The sequence below is a fragment of the Aliinostoc maniaoense genome, assembly GCF_058172895.1.
Window position 1 is genome coordinate 3,211,166 of the sequence record NZ_CP187952.1, and the last position, 23,467, is coordinate 3,234,632.

Annotated in this window: 17 protein-coding genes; 8 read left to right on the forward strand and 9 right to left on the reverse strand. The window is 39.4% G+C overall.

Features of this window, described 5'->3' with window-relative positions:
• Positions 1-72 precede the first annotated feature (72 nt).
• Positions 73-1,893 (reverse strand): ABC transporter ATP-binding protein, encoded by a 1,821-nt coding sequence (locus ACPZ3T_RS14085; RefSeq protein WP_490276972.1) that lies wholly within the window; start codon positions 1,891-1,893, stop codon positions 73-75.
• A 253-nt stretch (positions 1,894-2,146) separates the two neighbouring features.
• Between ACPZ3T_RS14085 and ACPZ3T_RS14090 the strand changes: the two genes are divergently transcribed.
• The 3 genes from ACPZ3T_RS14090 (at position 2,147) to ACPZ3T_RS14100 (ending at position 6,668) form a co-directional block, all read left to right on the forward strand.
• Positions 2,147-3,412: an FAD-binding oxidoreductase gene (locus ACPZ3T_RS14090; protein WP_490276973.1), complete on the forward strand. Its 1,266-nt coding sequence runs from the start codon at positions 2,147-2,149 to the stop codon at positions 3,410-3,412.
• A gap of 195 nt (positions 3,413-3,607) precedes the next feature.
• On the forward strand, positions 3,608-4,972 hold the full coding sequence (locus ACPZ3T_RS14095; protein ID WP_490276974.1) for a (Fe-S)-binding protein: 1,365 nt from the start codon (positions 3,608-3,610) through the stop codon (positions 4,970-4,972).
• Between the two features lie 826 nt (positions 4,973-5,798).
• The gene (locus ACPZ3T_RS14100) at positions 5,799-6,668 is read left to right on the forward strand and encodes a hypothetical protein (RefSeq protein WP_490276975.1); all 870 of its coding nucleotides are present in this window, start codon (positions 5,799-5,801) and stop codon (positions 6,666-6,668) included.
• A 232-nt stretch (positions 6,669-6,900) separates the two neighbouring features.
• Here ACPZ3T_RS14100 and ACPZ3T_RS14105 read toward each other — a convergent pair whose 3' ends face one another.
• On the reverse strand, positions 6,901-7,353 hold the full coding sequence (locus ACPZ3T_RS14105) for a DUF7980 family protein (RefSeq protein ID WP_490276976.1): 453 nt from the start codon (positions 7,351-7,353) through the stop codon (positions 6,901-6,903).
• Between the two features lie 59 nt (positions 7,354-7,412).
• Positions 7,413-8,780, reverse strand: a complete 1,368-nt coding sequence (locus ACPZ3T_RS14110; protein ID WP_490276977.1) for a cytochrome P450 — start codon at positions 8,778-8,780, stop codon at positions 7,413-7,415.
• A gap of 151 nt (positions 8,781-8,931) precedes the next feature.
• Between ACPZ3T_RS14110 and ACPZ3T_RS14115 the strand changes: the two genes are divergently transcribed.
• Positions 8,932-10,242: a cation:proton antiporter gene (locus ACPZ3T_RS14115; RefSeq protein ID WP_490276978.1), complete on the forward strand. Its 1,311-nt coding sequence runs from the start codon at positions 8,932-8,934 to the stop codon at positions 10,240-10,242.
• 167 nt (positions 10,243-10,409) lie between these two features.
• On the opposite strand, the gene ACPZ3T_RS14120 is transcribed toward ACPZ3T_RS14115, so the two are convergent.
• The 3 genes from ACPZ3T_RS14120 to ACPZ3T_RS14130 all read right to left on the reverse strand — a co-directional run bounded on the left by ACPZ3T_RS14120 (position 10,410) and on the right by ACPZ3T_RS14130 (position 13,274).
• Complete coding sequence (locus tag ACPZ3T_RS14120) at positions 10,410-11,129, reverse strand: Stp1/IreP family PP2C-type Ser/Thr phosphatase (RefSeq protein ID WP_490276979.1); 720 nt, start codon at positions 11,127-11,129, stop codon at positions 10,410-10,412.
• 18 nt (positions 11,130-11,147) lie between these two features.
• Complete coding sequence (locus tag ACPZ3T_RS14125) at positions 11,148-12,833, reverse strand: ABC1 kinase family protein (RefSeq protein WP_490276980.1); 1,686 nt, start codon at positions 12,831-12,833, stop codon at positions 11,148-11,150.
• Positions 12,834-12,947: 114 nt separating this feature from the next.
• Entirely contained in the window at positions 12,948-13,274 is a 327-nt protein-coding gene (locus ACPZ3T_RS14130) for a DUF6825 family protein (RefSeq protein ID WP_490276981.1), read from the reverse strand.
• Between the two features lie 850 nt (positions 13,275-14,124).
• Here ACPZ3T_RS14130 and ACPZ3T_RS14135 point away from each other — a divergent pair.
• The 4 genes from ACPZ3T_RS14135 (at position 14,125) to ACPZ3T_RS14150 (ending at position 20,671) form a co-directional block, all read left to right on the forward strand.
• Positions 14,125-15,474, forward strand: a complete 1,350-nt coding sequence (locus ACPZ3T_RS14135; protein WP_490276982.1) for an N-acetylmuramoyl-L-alanine amidase — start codon at positions 14,125-14,127, stop codon at positions 15,472-15,474.
• Between the two features lie 385 nt (positions 15,475-15,859).
• Positions 15,860-17,218, forward strand: a complete 1,359-nt coding sequence (locus ACPZ3T_RS14140) for a DUF1822 family protein (protein WP_490276983.1) — start codon at positions 15,860-15,862, stop codon at positions 17,216-17,218.
• A 20-nt stretch (positions 17,219-17,238) separates the two neighbouring features.
• Complete coding sequence (locus ACPZ3T_RS14145) at positions 17,239-19,617, forward strand: protein kinase domain-containing protein (RefSeq protein ID WP_490276984.1); 2,379 nt, start codon at positions 17,239-17,241, stop codon at positions 19,615-19,617.
• A 358-nt stretch (positions 19,618-19,975) separates the two neighbouring features.
• Positions 19,976-20,671 (forward strand): Uma2 family endonuclease, encoded by a 696-nt coding sequence (locus ACPZ3T_RS14150; protein ID WP_490276985.1) that lies wholly within the window; start codon positions 19,976-19,978, stop codon positions 20,669-20,671.
• A 261-nt stretch (positions 20,672-20,932) separates the two neighbouring features.
• On the opposite strand, the gene ACPZ3T_RS14155 is transcribed toward ACPZ3T_RS14150, so the two are convergent.
• From ACPZ3T_RS14155 to tyrS, 3 genes are read right to left on the reverse strand one after another with little or no spacing between them, the layout of a single operon-like run.
• Positions 20,933-21,520 (reverse strand): hypothetical protein, encoded by a 588-nt coding sequence (locus ACPZ3T_RS14155; protein ID WP_490276986.1) that lies wholly within the window; start codon positions 21,518-21,520, stop codon positions 20,933-20,935.
• Positions 21,517-22,239: an orotidine-5'-phosphate decarboxylase gene (pyrF, locus tag ACPZ3T_RS14160; protein WP_490276987.1), complete on the reverse strand. Its 723-nt coding sequence runs from the start codon at positions 22,237-22,239 to the stop codon at positions 21,517-21,519. Before pyrF ends, ACPZ3T_RS14155 begins: the two co-directional genes overlap by 4 nt.
• A 14-nt stretch (positions 22,240-22,253) precedes the next feature.
• On the reverse strand, positions 22,254-23,450 hold the full coding sequence (tyrS, locus tag ACPZ3T_RS14165; protein ID WP_490277219.1) for a tyrosine--tRNA ligase: 1,197 nt from the start codon (positions 23,448-23,450) through the stop codon (positions 22,254-22,256).
• Between the last annotated feature and the right edge of the window lie 17 nt (positions 23,451-23,467).

Below are 23,467 nucleotides of genomic sequence, written 5' to 3' on the forward strand. Positions count from 1 at the left end.
CCTGCCCAAATTACCCTTACTATAATTAAAGGTAAACTTTTAGGAAGACAATATACGGAGGGGCGCGGAGTTTCATTGATAACCGGCGGCTTGTAATAAAAATAATTTGGCATATAGTCCTTCACGGGCTAACAGTTCCTCGTGTGTTCCTTGTTCTACTACTTCCCCATTTTCAATTACTAGGATTTTGTCGGCCATTCTGACTGTTGAAAAGCGGTGAGATATCAAAAAAACCATTTGATTTTGGGTGAGGGTGCGAAAATGATTGAAAATTTCATACTCGGCTTGGGCATCTATGGCTGATGTGGGTTCATCTAAGACTAAAATATCGGCTTTAGTCCGCATGAAGGCACGGGCGAGGGCGATTTTCTGCCACTGTCCCCCAGATAGTTCTTGTCCGCTTTTGAACCATTTGCCGAGTTGGGTTTGAAATTGTTGGGGTAAGCGTTCGATAAAATTATGGGCGTTACCTTTTTGGGCGGCTATTTGCCAACGGTTGGAGTCGTTAAAGCTGTCTACATCTCCTACACCGATATTTTCGCCGACGGTGAACTGATAACGGACAAAGTTCTGGAATATTACGCCGATGCGTTGACGGAGTGCATCTACATCCCATGATTGCAAGTCTACGCCATCTAATAAAATTCTGCCGGAGTCTGGGGTATACAGTCTGGTGAGGAGTTTAATTAAGGTAGTCTTGCCAGAACCGTTTTCACCCACAATGGCTAATTTTTCACCGGGTTTTAAATGTAGGCAAATGTTTTTTAAGGCAGGTTTAGCACTGCCGGGATAGGTAAAGGAGACATTTTCAAAGCGGATACCGTCTTGGGGGTCAATACCTTTGGTGATTTTACCCCAGGGTGGGGTGACTTTTTCTTCTAAGAAATCATACAGGTTGGAAAGATAGAGGTTATCTTCATACATCCCACCAATGGAAGTGAGGGCATTAGCAAAGGTAGATTGACCTTGACGAAAAACTGTGAGATACATGGTCATATCCCCTAATGAAATTCTTCCCGCTACGGTTTCTAGTACAATCCAAGCGTAGGCGATGTAAAAAGCTACTGTACTAACTAAGCCTAGGAGGTATCCCCACATTCCTCGACGGATAGTTAAATCACGATCTTCGGTGTAGAGTTGGCGAAATACATGGCGATAACGTCCTAAAAGCATTTCTCCGAGTTGGTAGAGTTTGACTTCTGTGGCGAAATCTTCTCTAGCTAGGAGATTTTCTATATAATGCTGTTGGCGGGTTTCTGGGGCGCGCCAACTAAAAAGACGAAAGGCTTCTCCGGCAAAGCGAGTTTCAGCGATAAAAGCGGGCATGGCTGCGACAATTAAGACAATGACAGCCCAAATAGAGAATTTAACTAGTAAAAAACCGTAGGTGATAAGGGAAAGGGCATTTTGGACTAAGCCAAAGGTGCGGTTAACTAAAGAGAGGGGACGTATGGATGCTTCCCGCCTAGCGTTGGTGAGTTTATCGTAAAATTCTGAGTTTTCAAAATGAGCTAAATCTAAAGTCAGGGCTTTTTTAAGGATTAATACATTGACTCGCTGACCTAAGAGGACGCGTAATAATGATTGACAGATAATTAATCCCCGTTGAGAAGCGGCTAGTAAAGCAACTGCGATCGCCTCTAAGCTGACATACAATAAAGGTCGGTATATATTCCCTTGTAGATTGCCTTGGGATGCCAAGACTACAGCATCTACGATCAGTTTACCAAGGTAGGCGATCGCTGCCGGTAACAAACCAGCTAATAAAGTTAAACTAGCCAAAATAATTGTCAAAGTGCGGCTAGTCGTCCACACTAAATTTATTGCCCGTCCACTATAACGGAAAACTGCCAGTGATTGACGCAGGGGATGACGTTGCTTTTTACTCTTCATTATTCTTTTTATAGCGCGAGAGCAACCATTCCTGCTGGAAATTAAGGCAAGTTATAGGAAAAAACTAGCCAGAAACCTCACCTATGAGTGGCTGCCTGTCTTTAAGTAATAAGTAATCAGATTTACTCATTACTCATTACTTATTACTCATTACTCATTACTTATTACTCATTACTCCTTACTCCTTAATAACCGTTGTCGATTTTGTGTCATCATCACAGAAAATAAGATGTAGGGAATCGTAAATAAACTGATGAGTGCTATTGCTTCTACTCTTGCATCTATCGTTGGCGAAGAAAATACCCTTTACCCACAAGACAAACTGAATATCCCACCTATCCCTGGGGGAAAATCTCCCAGTTGTATTGTCTATCCCCAAACGCCCGCACAGTTAGCCGCAGTTATCGCTACAGCTAATAGTCATAACTGGCGTGTCTTGCCTTGTGGGAGTGGTAGTAAACTCAATTGGGGTGGTTTACCAGAAAATATTGATATTGTAGTTAGTACCGAACGCCTCAACCAACTAATAGAACACGCTGTAGGTGATTTGACTGTCACCGTGGAAGCAGGGATGAAGTTTTCCCATCTCCAGCAAATTTTGGCACATTCGGGGCAGTTTCTCGCCCTTGACCCCTCAAACCCAGATGTCGCAACCATTGGCGGTATTGTCGCTACTGCTGATACCAATTCCCTACGACAACGTTATGGTAGTGTCCGCGACCAACTTTTAGGTATTACTTTTATCCGTGCTGATGGTGAAATTGCCAAAGCTGGGGGAAGGGTAGTTAAGAATGTGGCTGGCTATGATTTGATGAAGTTGTTTACTGGGTCATACGGTACATTAGGAATTATTAGCCAAGTAACTTTTCGTGTCTATCCTGTGCAGTCAGCATCGGCAACAGTAGTATTAACTGGTGAGGCTGCGGCTATTACTCAAGCTGCTAATACTTTACGGAGTTCGGCTTTGACACCAACTCAAGCAGATTTGTTATCTATGCAATTAGTATCTAGCTTGGGTTTGGGTGCAGGCATGGGATTAATTGCCCGCTTCCAAAGTATTAGTGAAAGTGTCAAGGAACAATCCCATCAAGTTTTAAAATTAGGGGAAAATTTAGGATTAAAAGCGGCTATTTTTTCTGGTGCAGATGAAGATAGTCTATGGCAGAGATTACAACAACAAATACATCATCCTGCCACAGAGACTACAATTACCTGCAAAATAGGAATATTACCTACAACTGCGGTGCAGATGTTAACTAAAGTAGATATGGGGCTAGTTCATCTCAGCAGTGGTTTGGGTGTAGTGCAACTTCAGGAGCAAAATCAGGTTTTAAAATTGCGATCGCTTTGTCAATCTCGTCAAGGGTTTTTAACGGTAATTACCGCACCTATAGCAGTCAAACAAACCATAGATGTGTGGGGATACACAGGTAACGCTTTGCCTTTAATGCGGGGCATTAAACAACAGTTTGATCGCCAAAATATTTTAAGTCCTGGTCGGTTTGTTGGTGGGATTTAAGCAAGTAAACACACAGACACAGCACTTTTGAAGTAAGGTACACCATGAGTAATGAGTAATAAGTGATGAGTAATGAGTAATGAGTAATGAGTAATGAGTAAACTTCTTGATCACTATTTATTCTCATTACTTTTTTAATCAGTTGCTGTAGCTCATCAACATTAAATCTGCTGTATATCAAAGAGAAAGGTAAATATGCAAGTTTCAGAGAATGATACTAATAATGTTGCTAGTTTGAAGAATTTAAAAGGTTTTGATCAAAATCATCCACCAGACCCAAAATTAATAGATAGTTGTGTACATTGTGGCTTTTGTCTTGCAACTTGTCCTAGTTATCGAGTCATTGGTAAAGAAATGGATTCCCCTAGGGGACGTATCTATTTAATGGATGGTATTAATGAGGGAGAAATTGCTTTAAATACCGCTACTGTCGAACACTTTGATTCTTGTTTAGGTTGTCTAGCTTGTGTGTCTACTTGTCCGTCTGGTGTGCAGTATGATAAGTTAATTTCTGCTACTCGTCACCAAGTCGAACGCAATTATTCCCGCAGTTTCTCTGATAAATTAGTTCGTCAACTAATATTTTCTTTATTTCCTAACCCTGATATTCTCCGCATTTTGTTAGTTCCCCTGTTTGTTTATCAAAAGTTGGGTTTTCCTAAACTTGTCCGTGCTACGGGGTTACTAAAAAAAATCTCGCCTCGCTTGGCTGCAATGGAGTCCATTCTGCCAGAAATTACCGCCAAATCTTTTCAAGATAATTTACCGACTGTAATTCCTCCCCAGGGAAAGAAACGCTATCGAGTCGGGGTGATTTTGGGATGTGTACAACGGTTGTTTTTCTCCCCTGTGAATGAAGCAACGGTGAGAGTTTTAACAGCCAATGGCTGTGAAGTTATCATCCCTAAATCTCAAGGTTGTTGTGCAGCACTACCGGAACATCAAGGACAAACAGCACAGGCACAAGCATTAGCTAGACAAATGATTGATAGCTTTGCTGATACTAACGTAGATTATGTAATTATCAATGCTGCTGGTTGTGGTCATACGTTAAAAGAATACGGTCATATATTAGCAGATGACCCAGAATATCGAGATAAAGCCAAAGATTTTGCCGCTAAAGTTAAAGACGCTCAAGAGTTTTTAGCAACCGTTGGCTTAACAGCAAAACTTTCACCATTGACAGATAAACCTTTGAATTTAGTTTATCAAGATGCTTGTCATTTATTACATGGACAAAAGATTAGTGTCCAACCACGGCAATTATTAAAACAAATTCCCGGAGTAAAGTTAAAAGAACCTTTAGATGCTGCTTTATGTTGTGGCAGTGCCGGGGTTTATAATATGCTGCAACCGGAAGTTGCGGAAGAATTAGGTAAGCAAAAAGTTCAGAATTTATTAAATACTGGTGCTGAGTTAATTGCTTCTGCTAACCCTGGTTGTTCGTTGCAAATTACCAAGCATTTGCAGCTACAGCAGCAAGACATTTCTGTGATGCACCCAATGGAATTATTGGATTATTCAATTCGGGGTGTAAAGTTGAAAATATATAACAGTTGATAGTTGACAGTTACAGCACATTTGAAGTAATTGAGGTACACCATGAGTAATAAGTAATAAGTAATAAGTAGTAAGTAAATTACTTACTCATTATTCATTAATAATTACTTTTTTCAATCAGTTGCTGTAGCTGATTAACATCGAATCTGCTGTATTTAGAACCCCCTTTACTGTTAAGTAAGGAGGGTTTTGAATTTTGTCTGTAAATATATTTGGATAAAACATTTCAGTGTAGGGTGTGTTAGGCGTAAGCCTTAACGCACTGGAAGTTTTGAAGGGTGCTGTGGTGAGGAAACATTTGCAAATCTATTTCTAAAGTATCAGGTTTAAATATCATTTTTTAAATAGAACAGGGTAAATAATTCAAGGTTTGTCGTCAGAACTTTAATTCTCTCTGCGTTTGCACAGCGTGTCGTAGACAGACTCTCAGCGTTCGTGGAGCGTCCCGCAGGGAACAAAAAAGGACTAAAGTCCTTACTACGAACTGAATCCTATTATTTTTACATTACTTAACTTGGTTTTTTCAAGTCGTTATATTTAATCTTACATTTACTTCCTGAGACAGACGATTTAAGAATAATTAATTTATATATTTGATGCTGTTTAATGATATTTCTACACCACACCAAAGAAATTAACAACCAAGGTATAAGTGATATTACCTGACAAAAAATGGAGAATATTTACAACCTTTCTGATTTTAGATGAGAGGTTTTGATCTGGGTTTCTCAAAGGTGTAAATAGGTGGAATCTAATAATTATTTATCTATTTTAGGTAAATAATTCTGTCTCGAAAATGGATTTTGGTAGTATACAAGGAGAGAAAATGATCGTTACCCCTAAAGATAAACAAACTAGTTGGAATAAAGGCATCAGTGCCACAGTAATTGCTTTAACCGCTTTACTTCTTCCCGCTTGTGCAACTAATGAGCCAACAGCTACTGCTCCTGATACAACACAACCACCTGGAGTCTCTACACCTGTAGCCGAACAAGATAATGTCACCGCTCCCCAAGTGAGTCAAAATACACAAGAGTTGATTGGTAAACTGGTGACTGTCAGAAGCCAAGATATTAATAGAGTCAATGACAAGGTATTTACAATTACTGACAAAGAAGCTTTTGGCGGAGAAAGAATTGCCGTTGTGAATGATACAGGTAAACCTGTTGATTTACCTGTTCCTCAAGATACAAGATTACAAGTTACAGGTACTGTTGCTAATTTTGATCCGAATGCGATTAAACAACAGTATGGTGTTGATTTAGGTCAAGATGCTTTTCAAGAGTATGTAGGGAAACCAGCAATTATTGCTCGTTCAATTGCCTTAGCACCAACACCAGGAGTAATCAACGAAAATCCTCAAACCTACTACAATAAAGTTATTTCCGTACCTGGAAATGTTTCTCGGATTTACGGGCCGAATGCTTTTGTTGTGGAAGATAGACAAGTTTTAGGAAATAACCCATTATTAGTGCTAGTTACCAATCAATTGAAAGATAAAGCACCTATTAAAGAAGGTGAAAAAGTTGTAACTACAGGTACACTACGTCCATTTGTGGTGACTGAAATTGATAAAGAATACAGTCCGGTGTGGGATGCGAATTTACGCGCACAACTAGAGAAAGAATACAACCAAAGACCTGTATTAATTGCTGAAGGTATATATCCTTCAGCCATACCACAAAACACCCGTTAATGATTATTTAGCGAGTTAATTTAAAAGAGCGATCGCACGTTATCGTAAATTCAAGGGTATAACACCCCTACGTCTACACGTAGTATCAGTTGAGTTGGGGTTTGTCTTGAGAAATCGCTCCACTTGGGCAAAGCCCAAGACCGCGTTTCTCGCTAAATCCCCGACTCCAACCCTCTTTAAATAATCAGTAATGGGATTTACTCATCACTCATTACTCATCACTCATTTCATACTAACTACCGGGGAATAAGTTGGGAGTATCTAAAATTTTCAGTTGGATTAATGCCACAATTACCACAGTATAGACAGTAGAGGAAGCCAAACCCATCAATAGGTCTTTTTTTAGGTTGCGTTCTTGGGGTTGATTTGGCAAGATATCCACTACTCCCACCTGCATTAACAAAATTCCTACCACATTAGACAGCCAATATCCAGCGATGGTACAAGAGATGAGTAAATCTTGATTGAATAAACTGCATAAATACCCAAAACCATAGGCTATAGGCAAATTAAAAAATAAGTCATTCCACCAAGATAGAGGTGATAACATATACCCCAAAATTAAGAAAAACCCTCCCCTGGTTTTCTTTAATAACGTGGTAAATTTCCTCTCCTGAGTTTTTTGATCTGCTAATTGTTCTGATAAATTGGGTGTATTTGTATCTAATTTTTGGGTATTTTCCATTGCTAGTGAAATTAGAGAGCGATCGCACTTTATTATCCCATGCGATCGCTCTAGCTTAACTACACTTCAACGGCACTCTTTTCTACCTTGTCTCTGTGTCCAGTAGCAATTAACCATTTCCCACCAGAAGGTGCTAATGTCACACCCCGACGTATCGGTTTAACGGGATAATTTTCTACTAATTTCAAATTGATTTCCGATAATACCGTCGCCAAAACTAACTTCATTTCAAACAGTGCAAAAGCCATACCCAAACAACGCCGATTACTACCCCCAAAAGGGAGATATTCATACAGTGAATATTGTCTTTCTAAAAATCTTTCTGGCTGAAATTGTTCAGGTTGGGGATATAAATCTGGACGGCGATGAATTAAATAAATACAGCCAACTAACATTGTTCCCGGCGCAAATTGATGACCCATAATTTCTATAGGTGATTTGACAATGCGCGGAATAGTAATCATCCCAATGGGGTAAATGCGGAGGGTTTCTTGACATACAGCCGTCAAATAAGGGAGGCGAGTAATTTCATTTAAATCTGCACCATCAAAACTATCTAACTCAGCTAAAAGTTTAGCTCGCACGGTGGGTAGATGATGAATCCAGTATAATGCCCATGTTAAGGCTGAGGCTGTAGTTTCATGACCTGCGACGAGTAGAGTCATTAATTCATCACGTAATTCTACGTCGCTCATCGCTTCCCCATTTTCATCACGAGCTGACATCATTAACGAGAGGATATCACTACGGGATGAGTCTGGATGATCTCTGCGCTGTTGAATTTCTGCATAAAGTAACTTGTCAATTTCCTCTCGTTGCCGCAAGAAATTCCCCCAAGGACTCCAGCCACCTAAATCTATTTGTAATGCGGGGAAAAATGATATAGAAGAACGGAGGGTAGAGGATGTTAAATTTAGGATAGAACACAAGCGTTGTTGCAACTGTGCATAACGTTCACCTGCATTTAAACCAAATACCGCTTGCAAAATTACCCGTAGAGCAATTTCTTGCATGGCATCACGCACAGAAAAAGGTGTATCAATTTGCCAAGTACTGATTACTTCTTTGGTGATGTTAGTAATAATATCACCGTAAGCTTTCATGCGATCGCCATGAAAAGGCGGTGTTAATAATTTGCGCTGGCGTTGATGAGTTTCACCCGATAGTAATAATAAAGAATTATCCCCTAATAAGGGTTGTAAAAGTTGTGCTGTACCTCTAGAATCTAACTGCTCTAAATGAGTGGTAAAAATCGCTTGAATTGCTTGGGGATGGTTTAAAAATACGATTGGCTGTTGCTTAGTGAGCCATAAAGTAAAAAAATCACCATGAGCTTTTTTAGATGCTGTCATTAACTGTAATGGATTATAAATCCACTGCAACAACTGCATAAATTTTGGCATATTGGGACTATCGGGAAGTTGCATGACCAATGCTCCTATTGATTCTATTCATCCTAGGCTAGCAAAATTAGCAAAAACTGGGATTTTTTTCATAAAATCTATCTATAGATATTTTATACAAATTGGCGATCGCTACTAAACTGACAAGGCAATCTTGATTTTTTATACATATTTCATGGTAGATATTTACATTCTTGACCTACTGATAATTGGTTTGTTGTTACTAGGAGTAACATTAGGTTCAGGTTGGATTACACGCTTACCCCTTTCCTTTGCATTGATATATCTATTAATGGGTATAGTCTTAGGCTCTGAAGGATTAGGCATGATCCAACTCAGAGAAAATAATGTATTTAATGCCAAAGTGCTGGAGAGATTAACAGAATTTGTTGTAATTATTTCTGTCTTTAGCTGTGGCTTAAAAATTATTCATCCTCTCCGTTGGCGAGTCTGGCAGATTACAGCACGACTGATTGGTTTATTAATGCCAATTTCTATTTTTGGGTTAGCAGTTGTGAGTAGATTATTTTTAGGAATGAATTGGGGAGAAGGGATTTTATTAGGAGCAATTCTTGCACCCACTGATCCAGTATTAGCTTCAGAAGTACAATTAACAGATACTAATGATAGAGATGAGTTACGCTTTGGTTTAACCTCGGAAGGTGGACTCAATGATGCTTTGGCTTTTCCCTTTGTTTATTTTGGTATTTATGCCATTGAAGATAATAATTGGAGTAACTGGTTTAAAGATTGGTTAATAGTTGATTTGATTTGGGCGATCGCTGCTGCTATAGTGATGGGTTTTTTAGTAGCTAAAATCATAGTTTTAGTTGATCAAAAAATTCAAAAAAAGCGTGCTGCTGATGCCCTAATGGAAGATTTTATTGCTATTAGTGCCATTTTAATCACTTATTCTTTAACAGAAATTATCAACGGCTATGGATTTTTAGCCGTGTTTATTGCTGGTTTAATTGTTCAAGATAGTTACAGAAATCCCCACAAACCAATGGCACAATTAGAATTTATTGAACGCCTAGAAAGATTATTGGAAGTAGGGACAATTTTATTATTGGGGTCAATATTATTATGGCAACCAATGCTTAATTATGCCTGGCAATCTCTAGTAGTTATATTCTTTTTATTCTTAGTTATTCGACCTATAGGAGCTTGGATTAGTACCATTAATCAACGTCCCTTACGTTCCCAACGCCGCCGTTTTCACCCGGCAACTCGGTTGCTATTTGGTTGGTTTGGGATTCGTGGTGTAGGCTCATTATATTATCTGGCTTATGCCTTTAGTCACGGTTTAAAGGGAGAAGTCAGTGAACAAATTTCTTGGATAACTTACACTACTATTGTTGTTTCTGTAGTTGTACATGGCATTTCTGCCACACCTTTAATGAATTGGTATGAACATCAAGTTGCCACACAACAATCTGTTCCTCACATTACCATGAGTGAGTTAGACGATAATTCTCAAAATTAGACATAGCCTGTAGCCATGTGAGAGAAAAATTAAACTAGAAATTATCTCTAGCTTAAGTAGATTTTAGTGTCAGTACAATTCGCAATGGACTAATTTCGATAAAGCGAAAATACCCCGAATTAGGTTGTTCTAACTTCGGGGGATGATGTCAAGTAAATCGAGAATTGTTATTCGATCGCCACAATGACAATAGTAATGTTATCGTGTCCACCTTCTTCTTTAGCGGCTTCTACTAAAGATAGAGCAGCTTTATCCAAAATTGGGGTATCATTCAAATAAGCAGCTATCTTTTCATCAACCAGTTCTTCAGTTAAACCATCGCTGCATAATAATAAGCGATCGCCTATTTTCACATCCAAAGGTTGTACTTCCACTTGGTGTAAGTCTTCCCGTCCTAAACATCGTGATAGTACATGACGAAATGGATGAACCCGTGCTTCTTCTGGAGTGATGTCGCCAATTTTAATGGCTCTAGCTACCCAAGTATGGTCTTCCGTAACTTGTTCTAGTCGGGATTCCCGGAAACGGTAGAGCCTAGAGTCACCGATATGAGCGCACCAAGGGGTGTCACGAAAAACTACAACTACGATAGTTGTACCCATATCAGCACGCTCAGGATGACCTTGCTGATCCTGTAGAATAGCTTCATTGGCTTGCCATAAAGCCTGCTCTAACAATTTTTCCCCGGAATCAACACTATCCCAATGGGTAACTAAATATTCTTGAATGACTGTTGTGGCGATGCGACTTGCTTCTTCTCCTCCCGCATGACCACCCATGCCATCAGCAACAATGAAAAATCGCCCTTCCGGGTCAATATAGTAATGATCCTGATTATTAGAACGCACAAGTCCCGGATCGCTCAGACCCGTGAAGTTAAGTTTCATAGCTTTTTACTGCAACAATTAATACATACGGTCATAACGGTCGAGGCGGAGAAGCAGTCGCATCAGTATTACTGAAACTGCTGCGGCAATTAAACCAGCCAGCAGTGCTAACCATAGATAATGATTAACTAATAAAATTGTGGCTGAAAGGGTAAATCCACTGATAATAAGAGCATAGCTCATACTTAATTGAATATTGCTTTGTCGCCGTAAAAGTCGCTCTGTTTCTATAGAGCGTACCCGTAGGCGCACATCTCCCCGTTCAATTTTTTCTAATGTATCTTCTAATCTCCGTGGTAATCCGAAGGCGGTGGTACTGACTTGTACTGCTTGGCGGCTTAACTCATTGAGAAAGCTATTGGTATCTGCACCATTCATGTTTGTCATAAGCTGCATTGCGTATGGTTGGGCAACTTCCATAAAATTAAACTCAGGATCTAAGCCTTTACCTACGCCTTCAAGGGTGGAAAAAGCCCGCATCACAAAAGTAAAAGTTGCTGGGAATCTAAATGGCTGATTATAAGCTATTTCGTATAAATCATCACTGATGGCGGCCACAGATTGAGCTTCAAAAGGCTTATCCATGAAATTGTCTAGCATATACTGCACAGAACGCCGCACTGGCCCCATGTCATCTACGGGAGCGATCGCACCTAAATCTATGAGAGACTGGACTACGCGATCGCCATCTTTTTGAGCAATGCCAAATAGGGTTGCCATCAGTCCTTCCCGGACATTGGATTTAATCCGCCCCATCATGCCAAAATCGTAGAAAATCAATGAACCATCAGGACTGACAGCAATATTACCAGGGTGGGGATCAGCATGGAAAAACCCATCATTGAGTAATTGCATCAGGTATGCTTGCGCGCCTTGACGTGCGACAGACTTTCTGTCTATACCTGCGGCTTCTAAAGCCTCATATTGGCTAATTTTAATGCCCGGCATATATTCCAAAGTCAGCACTCTAGGGGAAGCATAACGCCAATAGACTTTCGGGACTTTCACCCAGTCATAACCGCGAAAGTTACGCCGAAAAGCGTCAGCATTGCGACCTTCATTGAGATAATCAATTTCTTCCCAAAGAATGCGACAACACTCTTCATAAATCCCCATCCAATCTCGCCCCCGTCCCCATTTGGGGTGGTTTTGAAAATAGCGAGCAATACCCTTGAGAATTTGTAAATCAATCTCAAATAATTTTTTTAATCCAGGGCGTTGTACTTTGACAACAACAGCTTCGCCGCTATGTAGTACCGCTTTATGTACTTGTCCCAAGCTAGCAGCTGCCAAAGGAATCGGTTCAAAACTTTGGAAAAGTTCGGGAATTTTTTTACCTAATTCTTGTTCAACTGTTTTTTCTACTTGTTCGTAGCTAAAAGCTGGTACTTTATCTTGGAGTTTTGCCAACTCTTCGACATATTCACTGGGGAATATATCAGCACGGGTAGAAAATAACTGCCCGACTTTAATAAAAGTAGGCCCCAAATCCAGCAAAGTATTACGAATCCAGACAGCTTGGGCTTTGCGCCGTGCTGCCTGTTTTGCTTCAGTCACACCGCCAGGATAACTCCAAGCTTTGTTGTAACGCCAAATTTTGAACATTAAGGTCAACACAAAGCCCCAAATGTCCACAAATCGCCGCTTACTGGAGTAGTTTTCCCGATTCCAACGGTATGCCTTATCTGAGTAACTAGTTTCCATATTTTACACGTACCGTTGGGTTTTCACTGAATCACCTGGAAGAAAAAACACTCTGATTCCTAAACTGTTGTTTACGAAAAATCATTTGTCAATAATTTTTGACTATTGACTAAATTACACAGAACTGCTGCGATAACGTTGTAACTCATTTCGCAGTAAAGCTATCTCGGCGCGCAGTTCATCAATTGTTGCTTGTAAGTCAACTCCATCACCACCCGTTGAGGTAGTACCTGTAGTAGTTTGACCTGCTTCAGCCGCAGTCGCCGCGCGGTTAGCTCTTTCTATCACTTCATCTGTAAATTGGCGTAGCTGTTCTCTAGCTTCCGCATCAAATTTACCAATTTCGCTCAACGCATCGGTTAAAACTACCTCTAGACGTTCATTGACGACTTCAGCTAAGGCTCTACCGACAAAAAAGGCTTGTACAAGGGGATTACTCATAAATTTTTGTTACGCTCGTCCGCAAGAGAATTATAACTTGCCCGTATGCTTTACGGCTTCTATCTGGGGCTGATCAAGCTCAACAGCAGACTTTGTCAGCAATGCTCTTATATGCTTGTATACATGAATATGTTAGTCAGTAACTAGAAAAGGGTAAATAATTAAAGGTTTGTAGTGAGAACTTTAGTTCTCTCTGCATTCTCTCCGTTCGCGGAGCGTGTCGTAGACAGACGCTCCGCGTTCGCGCAGCGTCCCGCAGGGAACAAATCAGGACTAAAGTCCTTACTACAAACTCAATTTTCTTCTTGTTACATCACTTAATATAGTTCGTTTTTTTTCAACTCGTTCTAACTTGAAAAAGGGGTATAGGGGTAGGCTGTTGACTTTGTTGAAATTTGGGCGGTTTTTAGTAATTTTGTACGCGATGTTTAATTTGTGCCTCAAAGCCTTCTCAAAACACAGTTTCAGCCATCGTAACTACGCACATTTTTTGCATGGACAAAATCCCAAAAAAGGTACAGAGTCAACAGCCTAGTATAGGGGTGTAAGGGTATAGGGGTATAAGGGAAATTTCTTCGCCGATAAAATTATCAATTTGTTTTTACAATCAGCAATATTTTTTTATATAAAAAGTAACTTCTACCAAGTAAAAAAAAAGAATAGTAACGATAAAAGACCTGTAGAGAAGTTATAAATGAAGTCTACAAAATAATGTGTTGTAAATATTTTTGTAATTGGTCTTATTTTCCCCAGTAAACAGGCATAAAAACAGGAAAATCAAGAGATAAAGTAATAGGTTCATCAAAAATTTTAGTTAATAACCAAGGTGAGATTTACCAAGGAGAATTTTATGAGTTGGCAGGAATTTGTGGCAGCTGTCGCCCAAAGAGATATTGAATTTCCCCAACTAGCAACAGCCTGTTTAGCGCAAGCAATTTTGGAAAGTGGACGGGGAAGCACCGATTTAGCAAAATTGCATTATAACTACCACGGGATGAAGTGGCGCGAAGAAATGAAGGGTATTGCTCAATCTTTCTACTATCAGACAGGTAGTGAGCCAACAGGCGGAGATAATTTTTGTAAATTTGCCAATCCCATAGATGCAGTGCGTGGCTATTGGCGTTTTGTAGAGCGATCGCCCTATAAAGGATGGCGTGATCATACCAGTAGTGGCGAAGATTTTCTAGCTTTTATCGGCCGCATTTGGTGTCCTCCTGGCTATACAGACCGATGGAAAACTCAACATGGGGGGCTAGTCTACCATGAGTACATCATGCAAAAATTATACAATGAAGCCGAGGAACTTTTAGAAAAAGCACGTCAAAACAATTACCAAGAACTGAAGGAAGGAGATAGAGGAGAAACTGTCAAACTTTTGCAACAGGAACTCAACGAACATATCAATGCAGGACTGACAGTTGATGGGATTTTTGGTTCTCTGACGAAACAAGCAGTGATGACAGTAGAAAAGCAGCTCGGTTTCACAGCTGATGGTATTGCGGATATTGATGTGTGGAAAGCATTACAAACCCTAAAACCATTACCAAAACCTGAAGTAAAGCCAGGATCTAAAGAAAAATGGATACCATTTGCACAGCATCCATTTGATATTCCCACTAAATGGACTTATGAACAGGGATACCCAAGGGGTGCAGTAGTTCATTTTACAGCCGGACGAGATAATGCGATCGCTACTTTAAAGTACCTTGGTGAAGTTGGTTTTCCCTGTCTAGTAATGGGTCGTGATGGTGTCATTTACCAAGCCTTTCCTTTAAATAGAGGCGGATCTCATAGTGGTACTAGTCATCATAAATACTCTGTCGGCATTGAGATAGTTGCGGCTGGACTTTGCGAACCTGTGACAGTGAATGGCCAGCGTAAATTTAAAGCATGGTTTCATAAATCTGCTAGCGAATATTTTGATGAATCAGCAATGCGGTATGTAGAACGGAATGGTTCTCGACGGGCAGGATGGTATCATAAATACACCCCAGCCCAAGAAGAATCACTGATTAAGCTACTGTTATGGCTCAAGTCACAAGCACCGGATATATTTTCCTTTGATGATGTCAAAGGTCATGATGAATGCTGTGATGAAGGTGGAAGACCTGGGGCTAAAAATGATCCTGGTGGTGCTTTATCTATGACTATGCCGGAATTGCGAACATTGCTCAAGCAAAAATACGCCCAATTGTCTTAAATGTAGGGTGCGTAAGTCCTGAGAACTTAAATATACTCAGAAAACATTTATACTAACGCATCCTACCCAACTTTATACACCTACAAAAGTCAAAATTCTCATCCTCTTAATGAGTGAATTTTGACTTTTAACTTTATATGAAATCCTTCCTAGCATCCCTGCTGACCAAAGCAATGGGATATTTTTTTAAGTTGGCAGTCCTAAAAGCAATAGTATAATGTAGAAAATACGGATATTTGCTAGTTTTTATCGACATTTTTGCGCTCTTTTCAGAGTAAACCCTATAAATTACAAGACTCTCAACTCCTAAATGATTAATTTTTAACTAAATTATTGGTGATTTTTACTGTTTAACAACAATAAAATCTCGGAAATTACAGGTGTTATGGATATATTTACATTAATTTTGATACCGTTTTTGCTGGGTATTTTCACTAATAGAGTAGATGAGATCCTAGTAGCTTCTCGTGTTAATGAGGCTTTGAAGCGTTTAAGAAAAGAGGACAAACGAAGTAATCAAGAGTTAGAAAAATCACTCAGAGTTTCCTTTCTTTCAGCACTCCAAACGATTGCGAGGGAATGTCATCAACAACTGATGGGGACAACGCCTGTACAACGCTACCGAGGAGCGTTGATTTATCCTCCAGAATACCGAGATGAGCTGCAATGGCTAGATCAAAAGCTGAAGCAGTTGGCGAGAGAGTTCAAGTTAGTAAAACGAAATGTAAATATTGCAAATCCCTTGCAGTCGATAGACGAAATCACCTTACTTTTAACTCCAGAAAAGCAATCAATAGAAACAAGTATTCAATTAGTCAAAGAAAAACTCATCCATGAAGCATTGAAAGAAGGCTCTGGCTCTCAATGTTACGTTAATAAAGTAGAGACAGTTTTATTTGATTTGGTCAGGGAAAATTTCACTCTAGAAGTGCAGCATAATTCTGTGTTGCGCGAAATTGTTGAGACTAAATTACTAGCAAGCCTAGCATCACAAAAGTTAGAAATTCCAGACTTAGTAAATAACAATAGGTTATCGGCAGCAAGACGTACAGTTAAATTAGAACTAGATATTGAGCAATTGGATGCGGCTCGTCTAGAAGCTATTGTTCAGCATCTTCAAAAATTACTCGATGATGGGTCAATTAGACTGAGGAGAATAGAGGAAGGTTGTATGGAATTTATTTTTGATGGTTCTCAAGAAAGCCTAAAGAAACTGGATGCTTTGTTTAAATCAGGACAATTGACAGAAATATTAGATATACCTGTACAAGATGTATATGGTGAAGATGTTGCTGTTTCACGTCCGCAACCAGTAGTAAATTTAAGCCAATGGCTGAAAAATGTATTTGATTCACCTTGGCAAACTTTAGAAGATGTTTTGGGGACAAGACAAGAGCAGTTGATTTTTGCTAGAAGTGGTGCTGGTGATAGTGTCATACGAGCTGAACAAATTCAGTTAGCAATTCCATCCTCAGAACTTTCGCTAGCTCTAGTAGTCGCTGTGAAACCTACATCTGTTGAGAATAGAAATATCCGCTTACAAGTGCATTCAATTACTAATAAAACTTTGCCGCAAGGTTTGCAATGTAATGTGCTGGATACATCAGGAAATAATATTTTAAAAGTTGAAGCACAAAATAATGATAAATGGATTCAACTCAATATTAATGGTCAATCTGGAGAATCGTTCAGTGTGCAGATTCAGATTGATAATGCCAAAACAGTTCGCAATTTTATGATTTAACTACTTGTAAGGAGGAGGTGATGGGTAAGTTAGTTGTCATAAATTTAGTTGGAGGTAATTTTGAGCAAGGTTTTGATATATCCTTGCAGATTCACACAGAGGGCGAGGGCGATCGCCAGTGGATTGCTTCTACTAAGGGAAAACTTCCACCAGCTAAAGAATTACTAGAATATTATAAATCTTGGCAATCAAGGTATCGTAGCCATGTTTCGGGTAGATATTCGTCTCGAATTAGCGTTACAGGTGGTACTAATACCACAATTATTTCTGATATTAAAAAAGCTAGCCAACAATTAAAATTCAGTTTGAATAATTGGCTAAAAGCTGATTCTTCTTTTAGTCCAATTAGAGAAACATTATTTCAATTTCTCAAGGATGAATCGGAAGAAATTCGAGTTATTTTTGACACTGAACACCCAGAATTACAACGTTTACCTTGGCATCTTTGGGATGATGTTTTTAAACGTTACTATCGGGCTGAAGTTGCGTTATCTTTACCAGTCAAGAAAAGTCAAATAGTAACCTCGATAGATAACAAATTGAAAGTATTGGCAGTTTTTGGGAGAGATACTAAAATTAATCTCCAACAAGACTGGAAAATGTTAGAAAACCTATTATCTCAAAAGTCTAACGCGCAATTAATTGATATACATAAGCCTAAATTAGAAGATTTATGTGACCAAATTGAAAAGTATAGACCACAAATTTTATTTTTTGCTGGTCATAGTCGCAGTGAAGAAAGTGGTGATGATGGCTTTATTGATTTAAATGATGAAGATAGCATCACAATTGATGATTTAGAACCAGAAATTAGAAAAGCTGTAAAGTATGGTTTGCAGCTAGTGATTTTTAATTCTTGTGATGGTTTGGGAATAGCAAGACAATTAGCACAGTTAGAAGTTCCCAATATTATAGTTATGCGTGAACCTGTGCCAGATGAAGTAGCACAGAAATTTTTACAGCGTTTTTTAGAAGTATTTGCATTAGGAAAACCTTTACATTTAGCAGTGCGGCGAGCTAGGGAAAGAATCAATAGATTAGAAAATAAATTTCCTGGTGCTACTTGGCTACCCATGACTTTCCAGAATCCAGCAGAACCGCCTTTGACGTGGCGATCGCTTGGTGGTATTGAGATTAAACAACCCGCTAATAGTCATGCTGTCAGTAATGGAGAGTCGTCAAGAGAAAATGCTAGTTTTATACCTTGGTTAAAAACATCATTAGAAAAGAGTCATGAGAGTGTAATTCTTTGTAAGAATGGACACCAAAATCCTGCAAATCATCGTTTTTGTATATATTGTGGTGCAGCTTTAACTAATTTACTAATTTGTAGCAAAGGACATGAAAATGCTACACATAATAAATTTTGTTCATTGTGTGGTGAATCTTTAAAAGGAACTACTAATATAATTTCATCCGTAGATGAATTAACATTAATACAAACACCACCGACATCACCACCAATAACAGAAAGACAAGTAATAGTACCACTACCACAAGTAACAGTACCACCACCAACATCAGCACCAAAAACATCTTTTATGACACCTGAAAATGTTGGTAGTTCAAATAGCCAGAATCCCAGTTCATCTGTACAACAAGGATGTGTTTTAAGGGGAAGATATAAAATAAATAGAGTCCTTTCGTCTGGTGGATTTAGCAATACTTTCATTGCTGAAGATATGGATTTACCAAGTAATCCATTATGCGTTGTAAAGCAGTTTAAACCTTTAGAACAAAATCCTACTCTGATTGATATTGCAAGAGGATTATTCGATAGAGAAGCGCAGATTCAACATAAATTAGGAAATCATGAACAAATTCCTAGAATTTTAGCTAATTTTGAAGAAAATCAAGAATTTTATTTAGTGCAAGAACTAATTGAAGGTCATGATTTGGCTCAAGAATTTATTCCAGGTAAAAAGCTCAGAGAAAATCAAGTAATTAGTATATTGTACGATATTCTGAATGTTTTAAAATTTGTTCACGCAAATAATGTAATTCACCGTGATATTAAGCCATCTAATTTAATTAGACGTAAGAATGACCAAAAGTTAGTTTTGATTGATTTTGGAGCGGTAAAACAAATTAGCTCAATGTCATTTGAACCAACTACAGCCATTGGTACTCATGGCTATGCACCTCCAGAGCAATGGGCTGGAAAACCATCTTTTAGTAGTGACATTTATGCTGTAGGTGTGATTGGTATTCAAGCACTTACTGGTATTACGCCTATAGAACTACAACAAAACTCAAACACAGGTGAAATATCCTGGGAGGGACAAGCACAAGTCAGCCGTGAAATAGCAGCCATTTTAAACAAGATGATACGCTATGACTATAGAGAAAGATATCAATCTGTTGCAGAAGTCTTGCAAGATTTGGAGAATATCAATTGAGTTATTCGTATGCAATTTTCAAGTCGTCCATGAAGAATTGTACCCAAACATAAATTACTTTTTAATCGGCTAAAACCTTAAATATTGAACTTGTTTTAAAATGCGGGGTTATTTTGTGGTTTGTGAGAAAAATAAAATTGTGTTTCATTCTTTTATTTAATTTATAGCATTTCCTAGTCTACTGACGTACAAATCTCTGCGTACCTCTGCGCTTTACTTTGCGTCCCTTTGCGTTTCAAAATATTATCTATATCTCACTTAACAGAGAATTGCTATAAGAAAGCGATAATCCCCTTATTTATGGCAATGTTATAAATGATAAAATAAACCCAGAAATAATTAATACCAGATTGATTCTATGACCATTGCCCAAGAATTAGAATCGCAAGCAGACATCTCGCAAGATGTTGTATTTCCCCCTGGTGACTTATATAGTGATGAGCCTCCCTTGGAAACAGAACTACATCTAAGACAAATAATCCTACTTTTACAATGTCTCGAATGGTTATGGCGGGATAGAAATGATTTTTATGCGGTGGGAAACCTGACAATTTACTACAGTCCCCGCCAAAAAAAATCAGAATATTTTCGAGGCCCAGACTTTTTTGTGGTGTTAGGAACTGAACGCAAAACCCGAAAGAGTTGGGTGGTTTGGGAAGAAGAAGGTAAATATCCCAATGTCATCTTAGAAATTCTCTCGGACTCAACAGCAAAAACAGACAAAGGGTTAAAAAAAGAAATATATCAAGATACCTTCCGTACACCTGATTACTTTTGGTTTGATCCTTTTACATTAGAGTTTGCTGGATTTCATTTAGTAGATGGAGAATATCACCCTCTACAAGCAAATGCACAAGGATATTTGTGGAGTCATCAGCTAGGGTTATATTTAGGAGTTTATAATGGTCTATTGCGGTTTTTTACACAAGATGGACAACTAGTTCCCACACCAGAAGAAACGGCTGAACAAGCACAACAACAAGCAGCACGATTAGCCGCAAAACTTCGAGAATTAAATATCGATCCTGATACAATAGACCTCTTGCACGAATAATTGAACAATCCTAATACATAACTTCAAGAGTTATTTTCCTGCGTTCTTCTTTGCGTCTACTCTTCGAGAACGGCTTCGCCGAATGCGCCTACTCTACGAGAACGCCTTGCGGCGAATGCGTGAGCTTTTAAACAATCTTGTTAGCAACACCAAAGTATTTATGCAAGAAGTCTAATTTAAAGTAACGTGAGTCTCCAATAGAAGCACACCTTAAAGCAATCAATTATCCCCAATTACGAATTACGAATTACGAATTACGAATTACATCTGACAATCCCGTAACCAAGTTTTGATACCTTGAGCAACTGTACTATTAGTACTATCTCGTGGTGGTGATGCTGGTTGCTGTTGGGGATAAGCAGCCGTTTGGGTAAACATCATCACTAATCGCCAAGTATCTTGATTGTGTGTCAATAATAGCCAGTGAAATTCTTGTAATTCTACAACTGTTTGATTTATATACTGCCTTTCTAAAGTAGTAAAAAATACTTGTTTAATATTTTGGTGAGTGGTTTTGTTTTGATCTATGGGTTGCAATGGTAAAGACTGAAATTCGGGTTTACCAGCTATCAGCATATAACTATAAACATCGCTACTTCTTTGCAGACGGCGGCCGCGTTGAGTAGCACGATTAGCATAGCTAGGTAAATCACGCAATAAATGAGTAGTTAATGTTTCTAAATTTTGTCCACTACAAACAAACTGCTGCCGCCTCTGGTTTTGTAAAGATGGTTTGGGGGAGATTGTCTGAGCTAATGTACTGTTGTGCCAGCTACTCATTAAGATTAAAGACAAGCTCCCAGTTAGCAGCCACCAGGGATAATGATGTTTTTTTCTAAATCCTTTCATGCTGTAGTTAACTCTTGGGTAATGCGTTGCCAAGCTAACTCAGGTTCAGCCGCCGCAGTGATAGGACGACCAATTACGAGATAATCAGCACCAGCTTGGATAGCTTGGGAAGGGGTGAGCGATCGCTTTTGATCTCCCGCTTCTGCCCATGTAGGACGTACTCCAGGACACACGAACAGAAAATCATCACCGCAAGTTTGCCTTAACTGCGCCACTTCTTGGGGTGAACACACTGCCCCATCTAACCCTGATTCCTGTGCCATCAATGCCATGTTTAAGGCATATTCTGGCAACTCTAGGGGAATTTTTAAATCAAAAGCCAACTGTCTAGCCGAAATACTCGTCAGCAGCGTTACAGCAATTAATTTCGGTGGTTTGACCCCTGCTTGTGTAGCTCCCTCTTGTACTGCCTCCGTAGCGGCTTTAAGGGCATTTCTCCCCGCCGTAGCATGAATTGTCAGCAAGTCTACCCCATAACCAGCCGCAGCCCGACAAGCCCCCGCCATAGTGTTGGGAATGTCATGAAACTTTAAATCTAGAAATATCTGCTTATCTCTAGATTTCAGCACTTCCAGAATTTTTGGCCCCACACTGGTAAATAATTCTAAACCTACCTTCCAGAAACTAACTACTTCTAACCTTTCGATGAGAGCGATCGCACTTTTTTCATCAGCTACATCCAAAGGTACAATAATTCGCTGTTCATTTCCTAACCCCATGCCCCAAACCCCTTTTACGGTACTAAGCGCACAAACTTATTTTTCCCAACTTGTAAAACTTTACCGTGTAAGTCAGTCCCTTGTTCAAAAGTGGTATCAACATCAGTAATGCGATCGCCATCTAAGCGTACACCACCTTCTTGAATTTTCCGCTTACCTTCCCCAGTACTTTTACACAAGCCACTGACATTAAGTAAATAAGCCAACTTTACCGGAAATTGGGCAACCTCAGCTAAAGAAAATTCAGGAACAGCACCTTCTTTACCACCACTTTTAGCGGCTTCCTTGGCTTCATTGGCGGCTTGTTCACCGTGGTATTGTCTGACGACTTCCCAGGCTAATAACATTTGGCGATCGCGGGGATTTTCTGGTAGCTTGTCTAAAGGTAAATCTGTGAGCAACTCAAAATACTGAGTCAGCAAATTATCCGGCACGCCCTGCAACTTCTGATACTTTTGGCCTGGGTGTTCCGATAAACCAACATAATTACCCAAAGATTTGGACATTTTCTGCACCCCATCAGTACCAATTAAAATAGGCAGCAGTAACCCAAATTGGGGCTTTTGACCAAAATGACGCTGCAAATCTCTACCTACAGCAATGTTAAACTTTTGATCAGTTCCTCCTAATTCTACATCTGCCTCAACTGCTACCGAATCATAACCTTGCATCAAGGGGTAGAGGAACTCATGCAGAAAAATTGGATTCTCTTTCTTATAGCGTTCTGCAAATCCTTCCTTAGCTAACATCTGCCCCACCGTCATCGTAGCTAGTAACTCGGTTATTTTCCCCAAATCCAACCGGGAAAGCCATTCCGAGTTATAACGCACCTCTAATCTGTCTGGTGTGTCAAAATCCAAAATAGGACGCACTTGGTCAAGGTAAGTTTGAGCATTTTGCATTACCTCTGCTTGAGTCAGTTGGCGACGCACCTCAGATTTACCTGTAGGATCACCAATGCGAGCCGTAAAATCACCAATAATCAGCACTGCCTTATGACCAGCATCTTGAAATGCTCGCAGTTTTCGTACTGGTATGCTATGACCAAGATGAATATCTGCACCAGTAGGATCAATTCCCAATTTCACCCTTAGAGGACGGTTTGTAGTCGCCAAGCGTTTCTCTAAACTTTCAACTTCGTGATCAGTATCAGATGGTTGTGGGAATACTTCCACTATCCCACGATTGAGCCAAGAAAAATTTTCCGCCATACCAGGAGATTCGCTAT

Bases quoted from the DNA above. Each gene is read 5' to 3' on its own strand.
- ACPZ3T_RS14135 (WP_490276982.1), top strand. From the start codon at position 14,125: ATGAGTTGGCAGGAATTTGTGGCAGCTGTCGCCCAAAGAGATATTGAA.
- ACPZ3T_RS14095 (WP_490276974.1), top strand. From the start codon at position 3,608: ATGCAAGTTTCAGAGAATGATACTAATAATGTTGCTAGTTTGAAGAAT.
- ACPZ3T_RS14155 (WP_490276986.1), bottom strand. From the start codon at position 21,520: ATGAAAGGATTTAGAAAAAAACATCATTATCCCTGGTGGCTGCTAACT.
- ACPZ3T_RS14140 (WP_490276983.1), top strand. From the start codon at position 15,860: ATGGATATATTTACATTAATTTTGATACCGTTTTTGCTGGGTATTTTC.
- ACPZ3T_RS14125 (WP_490276980.1), bottom strand. From the start codon at position 12,833: ATGGAAACTAGTTACTCAGATAAGGCATACCGTTGGAATCGGGAAAAC.
- ACPZ3T_RS14090 (WP_490276973.1), top strand. From the start codon at position 2,147: ATGAGTGCTATTGCTTCTACTCTTGCATCTATCGTTGGCGAAGAAAAT.
- tyrS (WP_490277219.1), bottom strand. From the start codon at position 23,450: ATGGCGGAAAATTTTTCTTGGCTCAATCGTGGGATAGTGGAAGTATTC.
- ACPZ3T_RS14130 (WP_490276981.1), bottom strand. From the start codon at position 13,274: ATGAGTAATCCCCTTGTACAAGCCTTTTTTGTCGGTAGAGCCTTAGCT.
- ACPZ3T_RS14150 (WP_490276985.1), top strand. From the start codon at position 19,976: ATGACCATTGCCCAAGAATTAGAATCGCAAGCAGACATCTCGCAAGAT.
- pyrF (WP_490276987.1), bottom strand. From the start codon at position 22,239: ATGGGGTTAGGAAATGAACAGCGAATTATTGTACCTTTGGATGTAGCT.
- ACPZ3T_RS14110 (WP_490276977.1), bottom strand. From the start codon at position 8,780: ATGCAACTTCCCGATAGTCCCAATATGCCAAAATTTATGCAGTTGTTG.
- ACPZ3T_RS14145 (WP_490276984.1), top strand. From the start codon at position 17,239: ATGGGTAAGTTAGTTGTCATAAATTTAGTTGGAGGTAATTTTGAGCAA.
- ACPZ3T_RS14120 (WP_490276979.1), bottom strand. From the start codon at position 11,129: ATGAAACTTAACTTCACGGGTCTGAGCGATCCGGGACTTGTGCGTTCT.
- ACPZ3T_RS14115 (WP_490276978.1), top strand. From the start codon at position 8,932: ATGGTAGATATTTACATTCTTGACCTACTGATAATTGGTTTGTTGTTA.
- ACPZ3T_RS14085 (WP_490276972.1), bottom strand. From the start codon at position 1,893: ATGAAGAGTAAAAAGCAACGTCATCCCCTGCGTCAATCACTGGCAGTT.
- ACPZ3T_RS14105 (WP_490276976.1), bottom strand. From the start codon at position 7,353: ATGGAAAATACCCAAAAATTAGATACAAATACACCCAATTTATCAGAA.
- ACPZ3T_RS14100 (WP_490276975.1), top strand. From the start codon at position 5,799: ATGATCGTTACCCCTAAAGATAAACAAACTAGTTGGAATAAAGGCATC.